11 protein-coding genes are annotated in these 16,344 nt (G+C 69.9%); all 11 read right to left on the reverse strand.

Annotation, left to right across the window (positions count from 1 at the left end; all coding sequences use genetic code 11):
- Positions 1-28 precede the first annotated feature (28 nt).
- The 11 genes from AB0B64_RS00855 to AB0B64_RS00905 all read right to left on the reverse strand — a co-directional run bounded on the left by AB0B64_RS00855 (position 29) and on the right by AB0B64_RS00905 (position 16,295).
- Positions 29-3,994, reverse strand: coding sequence for a metallophosphoesterase (locus tag AB0B64_RS00855; protein WP_358173545.1), 3,966 nt, complete (start codon positions 3,992-3,994; stop codon positions 29-31).
- Positions 3,995-4,232: 238 nt separating this feature from the next.
- Positions 4,233-5,132: a CHRD domain-containing protein gene (locus tag AB0B64_RS00860; RefSeq protein WP_357952360.1), complete on the reverse strand. Its 900-nt coding sequence runs from the start codon at positions 5,130-5,132 to the stop codon at positions 4,233-4,235.
- A 162-nt stretch (positions 5,133-5,294) separates the two neighbouring features.
- On the reverse strand, positions 5,295-6,626 hold the full coding sequence (locus tag AB0B64_RS00865) for a BNR-4 repeat-containing protein (protein ID WP_357952359.1): 1,332 nt from the start codon (positions 6,624-6,626) through the stop codon (positions 5,295-5,297).
- 234 nt (positions 6,627-6,860) lie between these two features.
- Positions 6,861-8,696, reverse strand: a complete 1,836-nt coding sequence (locus tag AB0B64_RS00870) for a glycoside hydrolase family 97 catalytic domain-containing protein (protein ID WP_358173547.1) — start codon at positions 8,694-8,696, stop codon at positions 6,861-6,863.
- Positions 8,697-8,806: 110 nt separating this feature from the next.
- Positions 8,807-10,480 (reverse strand): protein kinase, encoded by a 1,674-nt coding sequence (locus AB0B64_RS00875; RefSeq protein WP_358173550.1) that lies wholly within the window; start codon positions 10,478-10,480, stop codon positions 8,807-8,809.
- 75 nt (positions 10,481-10,555) lie between these two features.
- Positions 10,556-11,467: an amidohydrolase family protein gene (locus AB0B64_RS00880; RefSeq protein WP_357952356.1), complete on the reverse strand. Its 912-nt coding sequence runs from the start codon at positions 11,465-11,467 to the stop codon at positions 10,556-10,558.
- A gap of 18 nt (positions 11,468-11,485) precedes the next feature.
- Positions 11,486-12,655, reverse strand: coding sequence for a VWA domain-containing protein (locus AB0B64_RS00885; RefSeq protein ID WP_358173553.1), 1,170 nt, complete (start codon positions 12,653-12,655; stop codon positions 11,486-11,488).
- Entirely contained in the window at positions 12,648-13,520 is an 873-nt protein-coding gene (locus AB0B64_RS00890; RefSeq protein ID WP_358173556.1) for a MoxR family ATPase, read from the reverse strand. Before AB0B64_RS00890 ends, AB0B64_RS00885 begins: the two co-directional genes overlap by 8 nt.
- Complete coding sequence (locus AB0B64_RS00895; RefSeq protein WP_357952352.1) at positions 13,517-13,819, reverse strand: EthD family reductase; 303 nt, start codon at positions 13,817-13,819, stop codon at positions 13,517-13,519. Before AB0B64_RS00895 ends, AB0B64_RS00890 begins: the two co-directional genes overlap by 4 nt.
- The gene (locus tag AB0B64_RS00900; protein WP_358173558.1) at positions 13,813-14,832 is read right to left on the reverse strand and encodes a molybdopterin cofactor-binding domain-containing protein; all 1,020 of its coding nucleotides are present in this window, start codon (positions 14,830-14,832) and stop codon (positions 13,813-13,815) included. Before AB0B64_RS00900 ends, AB0B64_RS00895 begins: the two co-directional genes overlap by 7 nt.
- A gap of 2 nt (positions 14,833-14,834) precedes the next feature.
- Positions 14,835-16,295 carry a molybdopterin cofactor-binding domain-containing protein gene (locus tag AB0B64_RS00905; RefSeq protein ID WP_358173561.1) on the reverse strand — a complete coding sequence of 487 codons (1,461 nt, stop codon included), beginning with the start codon at positions 16,293-16,295 and terminating at the stop codon, positions 14,835-14,837.
- Positions 16,296-16,344: the final 49 nt, after the last annotated feature.

The raw sequence follows: 16,344 nt of genomic DNA on the forward strand, positions 1-16,344 counted from the left end.
CCGGACCAGGTCCGGGGCGGCGGCTGGATCAGCGGTTGAACCAGTGGTACATGGGCGAGTCAGGTCCCCACTTGCCCGGACGGCCGTCCTTGTCCTTCGTGACGAAGACGCTCGGCTCGGAGGCGGTCACACCGCCGCCTGCCGAACGCGCCGTGACGAACCAGGCGTAGGCCGTGTCGTCCTTGAGCCGGTCCCAGGTGACCGAGGCCACCTCGCCCGACGTCACCGTGCTCTTGCCGATGATCCGGCTGGGCTTGTAGAGCGCCAGGGAGTCGGTCTGGAAGCTCGTCGTACGGGAGGTGAGATCGACCGGCAGCACCATGTTGTCCTCCTTGCCGTTGTAGCGGCGCAGCGGATCGAACTCGGTGGCGCCGAAGTCGTTGAGCAGCGGCGAGTAGGTGTCCACGCTCAGCTCCGCCCGCTTGACGTTGAACGACAGCAGCCGGAAGAAGCTCGCGCCGAACTGGAGCTGGTCGTCCGGCTTGTACCCGCCGATCTCGGTGAGCCCGAGACGGTCGGCCGAGACCGTGTAGAACTGGTAGTCCGCCAGCAGTTCGACGACGCCGTTGCCGACCTGGCCCACCTTCGGCTTCACGTTGGTGCCCACGCCGTGCTCGTGACCGGCGAGGATCAGGAAGACGTTCGGGTTCTTCTCGACCACGGTCTTGTACAGCATCGAGCCGTCGGGCGCGGAGAATCCGGCGCCGCGCCCGTCGGGGTTGGTGCTCGGCACGAGGTAGTCGTGGGAGAGCAGGATGCCATTGCGGCCCGGGAACTTCTTGAAGATGGAGTCGGCCCATTCGGCCTCGTCCCTCGTCACGCCGTACGACAGGCCGACCACGACGAAGTCCAGCCCACCGGCGGAGAACAGGTCGTAGTGGTTCTGGTTGTCGCCCTCCTTCCACGGCCCGCCGTACTTGGCGTGCTGCCAGCCCTGGGAGGCGTCCTGGTACCGGTTGGGGCCGTAGTACTTGTTGTAGATGGCCTCCGGTCCCTCCTCGGTGCCGGACTGGTTGTCGTGGTTGCCGGCGATCACGCCGTTGGGGATGTTCGCCTCGTCCAGCACGCGCTGCTGCTTCGACGACACCTCGAACTCGCCCACGACCTGCTTCTGCGTGGCCTCGTCGGCGGGCTTGCGGATGTTGTTCTCGATGATGTCGCCGGTGTGCGCGACGTACGAGATCTTGCGCTGGTCCTTGTTCGCCTTGATCCAGTCGACGATGCCGGAGTAGGCGCGCTCCCACACCGCGCGCTCCTCGGGCGTCTCCTGTTCCACCGCGCCCTCGGAGATGTACTGGGTGTCGGTGAAGTGGACCATCGAGAAGTCGTAGGTGGCGGGGTCGGCGAAGCCGTTGGGGTCGCCGGGCTCGATGTCGTCGGCGAACGGGTCCTCACCGGTCACCATGACGTGGACCTGCCGCTTGTCGATGTACTTGGTGTCGACCACGGCCGTGAGTGCGGTCTTGCCCGTGGCGGCGCCGCGGGCGCTCGTCAGCAGGTCCCACGCCTTGTCCTTGGTGTTCCACACCCGCAGCGCGACCAGGCGCTCGGGGTCGATGACGCCCTCCCACCGCAGGACCGGCGAGTCCACGTGCCCCTCGACCTGGACGTCGAACCGCTGATACGTGACGTCCTGGCCGGTGGGCGCGTCCAGTGTCTTGCCGTCGGCCGGGTCGAGCCCGTCCGTCCTGACGCGCTTCTCACCCGGAACCTGCAGGGTCGTGGGAAGGGTCTGGGTCGTGCCCTGGTACGCCTGGTCCGGCGCCAGGATCTTGGCCTCCGAGAACGTAGCCGTCAACCGGCCGCCATCGGGCTCGGCGACCTTCGCCGAGAGCTTGACCGGATCCGACACGTCGACACTTCCCAGCGCCGGGGTCAGCTCGGCGGGGACGTCCGGGATGCCCGCGGACTCGAAGACGACCTCGCGGACCGCGGTGTTGCCGAGGCCGTCGGCGCCGGTCACGGCCAGCGTGTGCTTGCCGGCTCGAAGACCGGGCCCCACCTTGGCGCCCAGTTCGATCGGCCGGCCGTCGAGCTTGACGTCCGGCCCGGACACGACGGCCGAGGCGTCCTCGAGCTTGACGTCCAGGATCACCGAGGCGGTGATCTTCTCGTTCGCGGCCGGGACGCTCTTGGCGACCTTCGGCGCCGAGTTGTCCGTGACCAGCAGGCGCGTGGCGGCCTTGCCCGCGGCCGAGGTGGCCTCCAGCGTGTGCTTGCCGTCCTTGATGGCCTTGGTGTCGAGGTCGGCGCGCAGGCCGCGGGCCTGGGCGTCCACGAGGAACTCCAGGTCGATCTCGGTCAGCGGGTTCACGTTGTCGCCGCAGTTGCCGTCGCCCATGCCGTACGAGGTCTTGACCATCTGGCCGGTCGCCGTGCCGCCCACCGGGGTGAGGGCGATGTTCGAGATCGCGAAGTCGTCGCGGTTGCTGCCGCACGAGGTCGGGAAGGTGCCGGCCACGAAGTCGATGGTGTTCCAGCCGGGCACCAGGAACTCGTTCGGGATCGTGAAATCGACGCGGCGGCTGACGAAGTCGCCGTCGAGCACGACCTTCTGGCCGTTGACGAGCAGGTAGTTCTGGTAGCGCGCCTCGATCGAGTTGGTGCCCACGTTGAAGCTGAGGGTCGCGTCGCCCGAGCCGAGCGTCTCGATGACGTGCACCGCCGGGGCGTCGATCGTGTAGCGCAGCTCGGCCTCGCGCAGGGCGCTCTGGTTGCTGCCGCAGGTGCCGTCGCCCATCTCGTACGACGACTTGATGTCCTGGCCCTTCACGGTGGCGCCGTCCAGGGCGAGGTCCAGGTTGGTGATCGTGAAGTCGTCGCGGCCGTTGCCGCAGGTCTCCTTGTAGTCCCCGGTGACGAGCTTGATCGTGTTGTCGCCCGGGACCAGGAACCTGGCCGGGACCGCGACGGTCACCCGCTGGTTCACCCAGGAGCCGCCCAGGTCGACGCGCTTGCCGTTGACGAGCAGGAAGTTGTCGTACTTGTCGTCGATCGAGTCCGCGCCCACGTCGAAACCGAGCTTCGCGGCGCCGTTGCCGAGCGTGGCCTTCGTGACGGGCTCGGCGCCGTCGACGGTGAGCGACTTGACGCCGCCCTCGCCGGTGGCCGGTACGTTCGCGAAGACCGGCTTGGTGCCCGCCACGAGCGTGCCGTCCGTGGGCATCAGCCGCGGCGCGCCGGCCGGGGCGTTGTTCACGGTCACCGTGTTCTTGACGCTCGCCCCGGCCGCGGTCGTGGCGGTGATGGCGTGCTCGCCGTTGGCCAGCGTCGTCGTGTCCAGCTCCGCCGCGAGACCGGTGGTGCCCTGCGGGTCGGCCTGGACGAAGAACTTGAGCGTGGCCCGCTTCAGCAGCGAGGTGTTCGTGCCGCAACTGCCGTCGCCGAAGGACAGGGTGTACGGGTTGTCCTCGCCGTCCGCGACCTCGCCGAGCAGTTCGAGGCCCACGTCGGACAGCACGAAGTCGTCGTAGTTGGTGCCGCAGGAGGACTGGACGGTGCCGACGACGATCTCAACGGTGTTCTCGCCCTTGACGAGCTGCTCGTTGGGGATGTCGATGGTGGCTCGTTCGTTCACGTAGTCGCCGATGTCGCTGCGGTGCGCGCCGTTGACGAGGACGTAGCTGTGGTACTGCGCCTCCGTGGAGTTGGAGCCCACGTCGAAGCGGAGTTTGGAGACGCCCACGGTCTTGGTGGCGTTGACCGCGGCGCCGTCGATGGCGAGTTTCGTGACGCTGTCTCCGGCCGCGACCGGGGTCGCGGCGACCTTCACCTTGCCCTCGAGGTAGGACCCGCTGATGGGAGTGAGCGTCGGAGGGCTCTGGGAAGTGGTCGGCGTCGGGGTGGGCCGTCCTCGGTCCGTTTCCGCCGGGCCCGGGTCGGCGTACGCCGCCGTCACGAGGCTGCTCACGAGTAGCGCCACGGCCGTGCCGACGGCGGCCAGGCGCCCCCGGCTCCGTACGCCGTCGAATAAATGTCTTGCTGCTGGCCGCATCAGGCGCAGTCCCTTCACTTGCATGCACGCACGGGCAACCGGCCAAGCCGGTTGCCCTCGAGCGGACACGTTGGAGGGCCCGTGTGAACGTTGTGCATAGAGAGGCTGACGGGAAGAAGAACTGTGCGTGCTCGCTGCCGCCGCCATCGGCCATGACCTGGTCGATCACCCGCTTCTACAAGGCTCACGCGCCGTGCTCGGACGGCGCGTGAGCCTTGCCTTGTAGAGGCGGGGCGGCTTACCAGTCGCCCTTGTAGAGCTGGCCGCGTACCGCGCCGCCCGGGAACGCGGCGGTGTGCAGGTTCGCGTACCAGTTCTTGGGCTTCTTCCAGATGCGGCGGGCCACCGCTGTAGAGGTGGTCGTGCTGCCGGCGATGCCGTTGACGCTGGCGGGCAGGCCCTTCTCGGCGGCGAAGAAGGGCACGACCACCGGCCCGTTCTTGCCCTTCGGGGCGCGGTGGATGTGCGCGCCGACCGGTGGCCCGACCCCCGCCCACGCGGCGGCGAACCACACCCGGTTGCCCTCCGGCTGGACCAGCCAACCGGCGCGCCCGTCGCGGTCGCCGACCTTCATGCCGGGTGCCGGTATCTCCTGGCGCCCGTCGGCCCGTGTGGTGAGCGTGGCGCCGAACCCGTGCGACAGCACCGACTCCAGCTCCACCGGGCGGATCCGGTACAGCTGGGCCCGTACGGCGCCGCCGCCGAACTCGGCGTTGTGCAGGTTGGCGTACCACTTGCCGGGATGGCTGACGATGCGGCTGAGCAGAGCGCCGTCCTGCACCTGGACCGTGCCCTTGACGGCGTGGAACGTGTTGGGCAGCGCCTCGACGAAGAACGGGACCCTGACGTCGCCGTTCTCACCCGCCTCGCCGCGGTGGATGTGGAACCCGCTGGGCGCGTCTACTTTGCTCCACCGGACGGCGTAGTCGACCCGGTTGCCATGGATGCGGAACACGGCGAGCGCGCTTCCGTCCGCGTCACCTACCTTCATGCCCTGGGCGGGCACTTCGTTCGCGCCTTTGAGCGACGCGGCCAGGTAAACGGGGGTGGTCGCTTGTGCGGAAATCGGGTTGAGCGAAGTGGCGATCAGTACGAGGGAGGCAGCAAGGCCGGGGACAATGAGGGTGCGCATGTTCATGATTACCCTTTCCGTTCTCTCTCGGCCTGGTACGGCTGCCTCCCTTGTGGGGTTCAACTGCGGATAAATGCGCATTCTCGGTGATATGCGGAAAAGATGGCATCGCAGTGGTGCTGACCTGAGGAAACATGGCGCCGAGCCGCCCCCGCCCGGACGGCCGGCTCAGTCCTGGCCCGCCACGTAGACGTCGCCGTCGGCCACGGTGACCTCGCGGGCGCTCGACGCTCCGGTGGCCAGGATCCTGGCCGGGTCACGGAAGCGGGTGATGAGCTCGATCCGCTGGACCGGCTTGGGAGTGGGGATCACGGTCTCGGGCGTCCACCGCCGGCCGTGCTCCAGCCGATGGGTCGCGATGCCGGACTGCCCGTCTACCGTCGTGTAGACCCGCCACGTGTCCGGCCCGATCTGCTCCATCTCCCTCGTACGCAGCCCGGTGGCCACCTCGCTGGTCTGCCAGCCGCGTGGCGTCCACACCGAGGCGAAGTCGTGGAATCCGAGGGCGTCGTCCCTGGTGAACCAGACCACGAACGGCCGGCCGTTCCGCAGCCAGCCGACCAGCTGGATGTAGTCGGGCGAGACGACGTCGGCCGGGCGCTCAAGTGGCGTCACCGCCACCTTGCAGGGCCCCTCCATCTCGTCGTTGGTCAGCTGCGGCCCGAGGTCGGTGCCGTCGGCGGCGTGGAAGGTCAGCGCGTTGGGGTCGAACCAGGCGTAGTGGATGTCCTTGTGGTAGTAGTCGTGCCGGTGCTGGTCCGGACCGCCACCGGCCAGCGTCCACACCAGGTGCACGCGCTCGGGCCACCGCTGGTACCTCAGCTGCCCGACGTAGATCTCGTTGAGGTTGTCCGCCCTGTCGGTCGAGCCGAGCACGTACGGCAGGCCAGTGAGCTGCTTGGAGCTCTGCCAGGTGACCCCGTGGTCGGTGGACCTCATGAACAGCATCGGCCGGTTGTCCGTCGGCGCGCTCGGATCCACGGTCCGGGTGGTCTCCCGGAAGAACACGAACAGGTGCCCGTTGGCCGCCTTGAACGGCATCGGATAGCTGGCCGCCGCGCCCTCCGCGACGACCCGGGAGCTCCACTCGCCGTCGATGGTGTGCGGCTGCGGGGACCTGGCGACCACGGTCTCGCCGTTGTGCATCCCGACGACCACCACGAGATGCCCATCGTCGGCCTGCACCATGGTCGGGTAGTTGTGGGAGTCGCCCCGCCCGTCGATGATCTTCAGCGGCGCCGACCAGCGGCCGTGGCGGAACGCCTGGACGTAGCTGTCCTCGTTCGTCCCGCCCCAGGAGACGAACGTCGTCCCCGCCTTCGGATCGTGGACTCCCCCCGCGACGGGCCGCCGGTCGGTCCTCGCCGCCACGCCGGTCGCGGCCGTCATGACCCGGAAAGTCACCGCCCGTGCCGCCGACGCCGGTCCGGGTAAGCCGCCGGCCAGCAGTGCGCTCCCGGCCAGGACGCCCCCGGCCTTCAGCAGGTCTCGCCGATCCATAGGGTGCCCCTCATCGTGAATAGATCGGAGGTATTAGGCACCAATGACGGTATTTCCGGCATGGAGAGCGGTCAAGGCCCTGTAAAGATCCGAGTTTCTGGCTTCTGCAACCGCTTGCCGGGCTACTGAAGCGCGTTCATGGTCGGCCAGGGACGCGAGCTTGGGCGCCCGCGTCCCTGGCCGCTGTTTCCCCAACGGGCACATCGGCCGGGGTGCCCGTGCTGTTCCTCAGCCTCAGCGGGCGCAGGTCGTCAAGCCGGGGCGCCAGCGGCAGGCGATGGCGGCGAACCCGCCCTCCGCCTTGACCTCCACCGGCAGTGTGCCGCCCTGCACCACGTGCGTCTCACGGACGAGCCCATCGGCACCGTCGCCGGTCACCTCGACCAGCCACCGGCCCCGCAGGAAGCCCGTCGGCACTTGCAGCATCCGGGCCGCCCCGGAGACTCCGGCGCCGATGAACCAGCGGTCGCCGCTACGCCGGGCCATCACCGTGTGGTCGGCCGGCTTGCCGGACAGCAGCCGCGTCTCGTCCCACACCGTGGGCACCTGGTCGAGGAAGCGCTCCGCCTCGGGCCGCGCCCGGTACGCCTCCAGCGACCCGGCCAGATTCTCCAGCCCCGACTCGAACACCACCGACAGCGCCAGCTCATGCGCGTCGGAAGTGGGCCGGCTGGGGCGCTGGAAGGCCATCGGCGTGTAGTCCATCGAGCCGATCTCGTTCCTCGTGTACGGCAGGGCCGCCAGGTGGCTGGTGGTCAGGTTCGACGACTTCTCCGCGCCATGCACGCCTTCCATGCTCATGACCTGGGGCCACGTGCGGTTGATCCCCTTGGGCACGGTCGAGCCGTGGAAGTTGACCATGAGCTGGTTGTCGGCCAGATCGCGCAGCGTCCCGTCGTACCACTGCAGCCGCTCCTGCGCCTCGGAGTCGATGAAGTCCAGCTTGACACCCTTGACGCCCCATTGACGCAGCAATCCGAAGCGCTGAACGCGCTTGTCGTGGGTGTCGAAGTCGGAGAATCGCAGCCAGGTCATGATGCCGACGCCGCGCGCCTTTCCGTACTCGACGAGCTCGGGTATCCAGGTGAATTCGGCCGTCCGATCCGTCCAGGCCCGCTCGCCGGTGACCGGATCGTCGTACCAGCCGGCGTCCACCAGCACGTACGGCCAGCGGTGTTGCGCGGCGTAGTCGACGAACTCCTTCTGCTGCTCAAGGCTCTGCTGCACGCTCCGGCCACCGGCCAGCCAGCTCCACAGCACCTTGCCCGGCTTGATCCACGAGGTGTCGGCGACCTGGGATCCGGGCGCGAGGTCGTCGACGAGGGTGGACTCAGTGACGGTCGCGAGGTCGCCCGTGACCATGACCCGCCAGGGCGTGGTCAGGCCGTGGTCGTAGGGGACCCGCGCGTCCCAGAGGGCGATCTTGTAGGTGCCCTGGTCGCTTACCAGGCGGGGACCCGTGTAGGAGCCGTTCAGCGCCGACTCGGCCAGCAGGAGGTAGTTCTGGCCCACTCCGAACAGGGCGGGCATCTGGTATTCGGCCGGGGGGACGTCGGCGTACTGGATGAACGGGTTCTCATAGTCGCGGCGGTGACCGGCCAGCCAGGCGGTGGACCCGGCGGGGACGGCGAACGCCGACGCCTCGCTGAGGACGGCGCCCGCGCCGGGCAGTTCGTAGCGGTAGGCGACGCCGTCGCGGGCGGCCCTGACGACCAGGTCGAGCTTGGCATCTCCACGGGTGAAGCGGAAGCGGGTCTCGTTCATCACGGACAGGCGATTGAGGCGCTTGCCGGCCGTGGTGGTGTACTTCTCGACGACCACGCGGCCGGAACGGCCGGTCAGACTCAGGCCGGTGGTGAGGTCGGCCTGTTCCGTGGTGACGCCGAGCGGGCTGGGTTCGAGTACGGTCGCGCCGTCTCGCGACACGGCTACGGACGGGCGGCCCTGCGTGTCGAGGTGGACGGTGGCGACGGGCCCGCCTGTGGGGGCCTTGACGGTCCAGGTGTCGGTGGGGGTGTTGGGAACGGTGAGCAATCCGGCCAGCAGTGTGCCGGTGATGACCCAGTGCAACTGGTGCCTCCCGAGAGGGCTGGGGTGTGCAACCGATTGTACTGGTAATTAACTTCCTCAAGAATTGAATTGTCCAGCGGTGACGTCGCTGCGCCTTTGAGGGCTGTGGGTCAGCACATGGTCCACGAGGTCGACTTGGTGCGCTGTGTCGGCGAGGTGAGCCGGAAGACGACCGTGTGCTTGGTACCGAGCTCGGGGGTGATCTGCTTCTTCGACCCGAAATAGTCGCTTCGGCCGTAGGACGGGATCCGCCTGGAGCCGCTCTCGATCACCTGACCGTCGACGAGCCACTGGTAGGAGAACGCGGCGCCCATCTGCGAGGAGTCAATGCCGATGCCGAAGCCCAACGAGCCCCTGTAGCAGGTGATCCCCTCGTCGTTGATCTTCGACGAGCCGGCGACCCGCACGTAGGCGAGGCTGAAGGAGGCGGCCTTGGTCTTCTTGGTCACGGTCGGCGACGGTCGGGTTGTCGTCGGTTTCTTCGTCGCCGTGTTCGTGGGTGTGTTCGTAGGCCTCGGCGTGTTCTTGGGCGTGTTCTTGGGGGTAGAGCGGACGGGGGTGCGCTCCTGCGACGGCTCGGGGGTGGAGGGCGAGTGCGTGGGCTTGGGGGTGGAGCGCGAGTGCGTGGGCTTGGGAGTGATCGGCGAGGTCTGCGTCTTCTTGGGCGCGGCGGTCTTTTTGTGCTTGGTCGTGGTGGCGGAGGGGGACGGCTCGCTGGAGTTCGCGGCCAGAGCCGATAGAGCGGCGCCCCCGTTCAGCGGGCCTTTCCAGACGACGACGCCGGCCGCCAGACACACGGCTACCACTCCGGAGACGCCCGCGACCAGCGGAAAGCGACGACGCGGCCGCGCGGGACGCTGACCGCCAACTGCCGGAACGTGCCCCGGAGCGGGTGGGGCGTACCCAGGGCCTGGCGGGGCGTACCCCGGACCGGGCGGAATGTGCCCAGGGCCAGGCGGGGCGTGCTGAGGCGCTGGCGGCAGGTGCTGGTTCCCCGCGCTGTTGGCACCGCCGAGCAGGCGTAGCAGGACGTCCTGCATCTGTGGGCGGGCGGCCGGATCCTTGGCCAGGCAGGTGTACACGACCGAACGCAGCGGCTCCGGCAGGTCGCCCAGGAAGGGCTCCTGGCTCAGGATGCGGTTGATGACCGCGGGCAGCGAATCCTCGCCGAACGGCGGCGTGCCCGTCGCCGCGTACACCATGACCGAAGCCCAGGCGAAGACGTCCGCCGCCGGGCCGACGTACGCGCCCGCCAACTGCTCGGGGGCCATGTACGCGGGCGTCCCGACGACGCTGCTGGTGACGGTGACGGCGGAGTCGGCGACGCGGGCGAGGCCGAAGTCGACGACGCGCGGCCCGTCGCGGCCGAGCAGCACGTTGGCGGGCTTGAAGTCGCGGTGCACGATGCCCGCCTGGTGGATGGCGACCAGCGCGGTGGCCGTGCTGACCGCCAGGCGCTGCAGGTCGCCGCCGCTATGGCGGCCCGCCTGCTGCAGGGAGGGACCTTCGACGTACTCGCTGACGATGTACGGACGGCCGCCCATCGACGCGTCGAGCACCTGGGCGATGCAGAACGGCTCCACGCGCCGGGCCGCGGCGATCTCCTTGGCGAAGCGGTCGTCGCCGCCGACGGACTGCCGCAGCACCTTGACGGCCACCGGCCGACCGTCCGGGGCCTGACCCAGGTAGACGATGCCCTGGCCGCCCTCACCGAGACGCCCGACGATCCGGTAGGCCGCGATCACCTCGGGGTCGCCGGGGTGCAGCGGTTCGGCATTCGGCATGAGTGGAGTGACTCCTGTGACGGCCGGAACGGACCCCATGCACCTTAACGGGATAGATCCCGATTTTCAGGCACGTTACGCGATCTCCACCAGCGGCTCATGAAGGCGGTAGACGCGGGTGGCCGTCGCGGCGAACACGTCCCGGATCTCCTCGGCGGATCGCTCCGAGAGCACGTCCTGCCAGGTAGAGAGCAGGGTGGGCAGGTCGGTCCAGAGCTTCTCGATCGGGAAGTTGCTGCCCCACATGCACCGCCCGGAGCCGAACAGCTCCAGGCACGTGGCCGCCACCCGCTCGATCAGCGACCGGTCCACCCGGTGCACGAAGGTGCCCTGGCCGGTGAGCTTCACCACGACATTGGGCCGCTCGGCCAGCAGCCTCAGGCCACGGGTCCACTCCGCGACGGCCGGCGGCTCGGCGCTCACCGGCATACCGGCGTGGACCAGCACGAACGTCACGTCCGGGAAGTCAGACACGAGGGCCGCGGCATCGGCCATCTGGGCGGGGAACACCTGCAGCTCGAACAGCCAGCCCAGGTCGGCGAGCACGCCGATGTTGCGCCGGAAGACGGGATCCTTCATGCGGTCGGGGGCGGCGGCGAAGCGGAACTCCGGCCGTTCGTGCCAGTGCAGTTGCAGCCGAGTGCCGCGCACGAGCGAGGTCACGGCGGCCTGACGGCGCAGCACGTCGGCCGCGCCCTCGTCGAACAGGTCTGCCGAACCCACCACGGCGGTGGGCCAGCCGGTCTCGGCGTGTACGTCACGCAGCCACCGCACCTCGTCCACAGAACGGCCGAGCGCCCAGTTGGCCTGGACGTAGACCGCCGAGGTGATGCCGCAGGCGGTGGCCTCCCCGACGTACTCGGAAGCGGGGTAGTCGCGGCGAATCGGCTCGTACGGGCCGAAGATGCGCGGCACCATCTCCCCCTGGAGCCAGGGCAGGTCGGCGGCCCGCCAGATGTGGTGGTGCGCGTCCACGATTCCGGCCAAAACTAATCCGTCCAAAACTTACGCTCCCATGGGTCGTGGGGTGGACCAGCGCCGCGCCGCAGTGTGGCGGGGGCCGGACAGGACGGCGGGGAGGTGGCGTACCTCCTCCAATGCGGTGGGCAGATCGCGTACGCCGCCGAGGTGGTCCAGACTCGGGAGCTGGGCGGCCATGGCGCGCGTGGCGGGGCGGTAGGTCGGCGAGCAGGCCAGCGGGGACCACCAGACGAGCCGGTGGCCGAGCCGCGACAGACGGGCCGTGGCGCGCACCATGGGGACGCAGTCGCCGCGTTCGAGCCCGTCGGACAGCACGATCACGAGCGCGCCCCGGGCCAGCGCCGCGAAGCGCGGGTTGCCCAGGAAACGCGCCAGCGCCGCGCCGATCGCCGTACCGCCGTCCGCGTCCGTGACCAGCCCCGACACGGCCCGCAGCGCCTGATCGGCGTGCGGGTGCGACAGCGCGGCGGTGATCCGGGTGAGCCGGGTGCCGAAGGTGAACACCTCCGTACGGGCCGGCGCCGCGCGCAGCGCGGTGTGCGCGACGCGGAGCAGGTCCGGGGTGTGCAGCCGCAGTGAACCGGAGACGTCCACCAGGATCAGCAGGCGGCGCGGACGCGGTGGGCGGGCGAGGCGGCGCAGCTCGATGATCTCCCCGTCGTGGCGATGGGCGCGCCGCCACGCGTGCCGCACGTCCAGCCGGTCCCCCGACCGGGCCGGGCGGCGCCGCCGTGACGGCGTGGCGGGCAGTACGGCGGGCCAGGCGGCTTCGAGCGTGCGCATGAGCGCGTACCGCTGTTCGCCGGTCCGGCCGAACTCGCGCGTGCCGTAGGTGCTCAGGGTGCTGGCCTCGATGCCGTCGCCCGGCCGTACCTCACGTGGCGGGTCGTCCTCGCCGGGTCCACCGGGGGACGGCGCCTCGCCGTCGTCGCCTTCGGGCGGCGGGCCTTGCTCGCCGGGTCCGCCCTGCCGGAACCAGGCGTCGAAGACCCGGTCGAAGGCGGGCAGGTCGCCCACGTCCTGGAGCAGGGTGATCCGGGCGTACCAGTACAGCGTGGTCAGGTCGGGCGGCGGGGACTCGGCGATCGACCGCAGCAGGTCCGCGCGCTTGGTCGGCGCGGCGGGCACGCCCGCGCCGCGCAACGCGGTGAGAAACCCCCAGAGATGGTCCGCGGCGGGGGTCAGGTCAGGCATCGTCGAACACCTCCTCCGCGTGCGCGAGGAGCAGCCGGGTGTCCTCCTCGTCCTTGATCAGCAGGCCGAGTGCCCGGCGCAGCGCCACGGGCCACGGGCTGCCGCCGTCGGCCAGCGCCAGGGCGCCTCGTGCCCACTCCACCGACTCGGCGATGCCGGGCCGCTTGAGCAGCGGCAGCCGTCGTACGCGCTGCACCGCCCGTACGAGCCCCTCCGCCGCCCGCTCCTCGAGCCCGGGGACGGCCGCGCGCAGGATCGCCCGCTCGCGATCCGGCTCGGGGAAGGCGATCCAGTGGTAGAGGCAGCGCCGCTTGAGCGCGTCGTGCAGCTCGCGCGTGCGGTTGGACGTCAGCACGACGATCGGCGGCGTACGCGCCCGTACCGTGCCCAGCTCCGGGATCGTGATCTGGAAGTCGCCCAGGAACTCCAGCAGGAACGCCTCGAACTCGCTGTCGGCCCGGTCGATCTCGTCAATCAGCAGCACCGCGCCCCGCTCGGCCTGTACGGCGCGCAGCAGTGGCCGGCGCAGCAGGAACTCCTCTCTGTACAGGTCGCCGACGTCCTGGCCACGGCTCTCGGCCACCCGGACCTGGAGGAGTTGCTTGGGGTAGTCCCACTCGTACAGCGCCTGGCCGGAGTCCAGCCCCTCGAAGCACTGCAGGCGGATCAGGTCCAGGCCGGTGACGCGAGAGAGCACCGCGGCGACCTCGGTCTTGCCGACGCCCGGCTCGCCCTCCAGCAGGAGCGGCCGGCCCAGCCGCAACGCCAGGTGGATGGCCGTGCACAGCCCCTCGTCGGCGAAGTAGCCCGCCCCCTCCAGCGCGGCGGCCAGCTCGGGCTCGCGCCAGAGCCCGGCGGCGGTCACAACTGGGCGTGCTCGGTGGTCAACAGGTGGACGCGCTGGGAGGTGTGCGCGGCGGCGTCGGCCGCGGCCGCCTTGCCGTTCTCGGAGCCGAACGCGGCGGCGCGGGCGTCCTCGTCGTCGAAGTACAGCTCGTTCACCGAGTCGTACGCCCCGCCGTCTCCGGTGGTGACGCTGACCGTGTACTTGCGCAGGCCGGGCAGCCTCTTGGCGAACTCCACGTGGTCCTCCACCACCCACTTGGCGAACTCCTCATGGGACAGGCCCTCGGCCCGCTTGAGCAGGGAGACTACTTTCAGCATGATTCCTCCACTTTCAGGCGCAGGGCGTCCAGCCCGCGCAGGACGCGTTCGGGGGTGAACGGCATCGACTCCAGGCGCACGCCGCAGGCGTCGAAGATCGCGTTGGCGATGGCCGGGATCGGGGCGTTCGCCGTCATCTCGCCGATCCCCTTCGCGCCGTACGGGCCGTTTCCGGCCGGGCGCTCGAGGAACAGGCTGTGCTGTACGGGAATGTCGGCGGGGCCGGGCATCAGGTACCCGGCGAAGTCGCGCGGCCCGTGGTCGCGCGACGGGTAATAGGGCTCGGTGGTCTCGAACAGGGCGTGTGACACGCCCATCCAGGCCCCGCCCTCCACCTGCTGCGTCGCCATGGCCGGGTTGAGCGCCCGGCCGATCTCGTACGCGTTGTACAGCTCCAGCACCTCGACCACCCCGGTCTCGTCGTCGACCTCGACGACGGCGGCCGTACACGCGTGCGCCTGGCAGGAGTCGGGATCCATCTCCCCCGTCTCGGGCACCGGCGTGCTCGGTTCCTTGAGGTAGATGCCGCGGCCGGAGATCGTCCGCCCGTGCTTGAAGTGCGCGGCCAGCGCCAGGTCGGTGATGTGGATGCGCTTCTCCTCCGCGCCCTTGAGCCGGATGAAGCCGGTGCCGTCGGTCTCCAGGTCGGCGGCGTCGACCTCCAGTTCCTCGGCGGCGACCTCCAGCATCACGCCGCGCGCCTCGGCGGCGGCCATGATGACGGCGTTGCCGACGCGGTGGGTGCCGCGGCTGGCGAAGGTACCCATGCAGTGCGGGCCGGTGTCGGTGTCGGCGGTGTCGACGAGGACGTTCTCGATCGGCAGGCCGAGCGTCTCGGCGGCGCACTGGGCGGCGATCGTCTTGATGCCCTGGCCCAGGTCCACCGAGGACAACGAGATCACGAACGTGCCCGTGGTCGTGGCATGGATCAGCGCCTGCGAGGGGTCACCGCCCAGGTTCATACCGGTCGGGTAGTTGACCGACGCGTACCCGCGCCCGCGCAGCTTCGCCATCGCTACAGCCCCTCTCGGGTCGTGTCTCGGGTCGTGGAGGACATGCGGCGGTACGCCTCGGGCAGCTCGTGCCCGGCCATCTCCGCCGCCTTCTGGATCACCTCGACCAGGGCCGTACCCTCGGCGACCTTGCGGTGGGCCTTGATGTCCCCGTCGCGGTAGGCGTTGAGCAGGCGCAGCCGCAGCGGGTCCAGGTCCAGCGCGCGGGCGATCCGGTCCATCTGCGACTCCAGCGCGAAGTCGGCGATGGTCACGCCGAACCCGCGCATGGCGCTGGAGGGCGTGCGGTTGGTGAAGACGCAGTGGCAGTCGGCCCACACGTTCGGGATCGAGTAGGGGCCGGGCAGGTGCGCGGCGGCCTTGGTGGTGCCGTACGGGGTGTGGCGGGCGTACGCGCCGGCGTCGACGTACAGCGTGACCTTGCGGCCGATGATCCGGCCATTGGCCATGACGGCGTCCTTGATGTAGATGCGCTCGGCCGCGCGCGGCGAGGAGACCTGCATCTCCTCGGCCCGGTCGTACACGAACTTGACCGGCCGGTCGGCCGCCATCGCGGCCACGCACGCGACCGGCTCGACCACCACGTCCACCTTGCCGCCGAAGCCGCCGCCGACCGTACCGCCGACGATGCGTAACTTGTTGAACGGCGTCTCCAGGATCAGCGCGGTGTTGTCCAGGGTGAAGAAGCACGCCTGGGTGTCGGAGTGGATGCGCAGCCGCCCGTCGGCCTGCGGGACCACGACGCACCCGGTGGTCTCGGTGGGAGCCTGCTCGATCGGCGCGGACTGGTAGCGCCACTCGAAGACGTGATCGGCCCGCGCGAACGCCGCCTCCACGTCACCGAACCGGATCCGCCGGCAGTGGTGGCCCTCGTAAATGAAGTGGTTCTGCCCGTGGTACTCGTTGACCAGCGGCGCGCCCTCCTTCAACGCCTCCTCGACGTCGAAGACCGGCGGCAGGTCCTCGTAGGCGACCCTGATCCTGGCCGCACCCTCCAGCGCGGCCGCCTCGGTCTCGGCGACCACGGCGCAGATGGGCTCGCCGAGGTAGCGCACCTTGTCCACGGCCAGGATGGGCTCGTCATCGGGTCCGACGCCGATCAGTTTGAGCGGGGTGTAGAGGTTGTTCGGGATGTCGGCGTGGGTGAGGATCCGCAGGACACCGGGCACGGCCAGGGCCTCGGTCAGGTCCACGTCCAGGATCCTGGCGTGGTGCCGGTCGGAGCGGTGCATCTTGAGGTGGGCGAGCCTCGCCGGGGCCACGTCCTCGAAGAACTCGGTACGGCCGGTGACGTGGCCGCGCGCGTCGGACCGCTGGACCACCGAGCCGATCACGGTGAAATCGCCGCCGCCGTCCACCTCGGTGCGCGCGGCGGCCCGCTCGTCGGCGAACGTGCTGGTGTCAATGGGAGCGAGCCGGTACGCGGGGGCAAGCCGGTCTGTGGGGGCGAGCCGGTCCGTCATCGCGCCGCCGCCTCCTCCGTGCTCGTCTCGGTAGGGGCGGGCCGATAGG

Origin of the sequence: Nonomuraea sp. NPDC049129 (genome assembly GCF_040648495.1) — a bacterium.
Taxonomy (GTDB): domain Bacteria; phylum Actinomycetota; class Actinomycetes; order Streptosporangiales; family Streptosporangiaceae; genus Nonomuraea.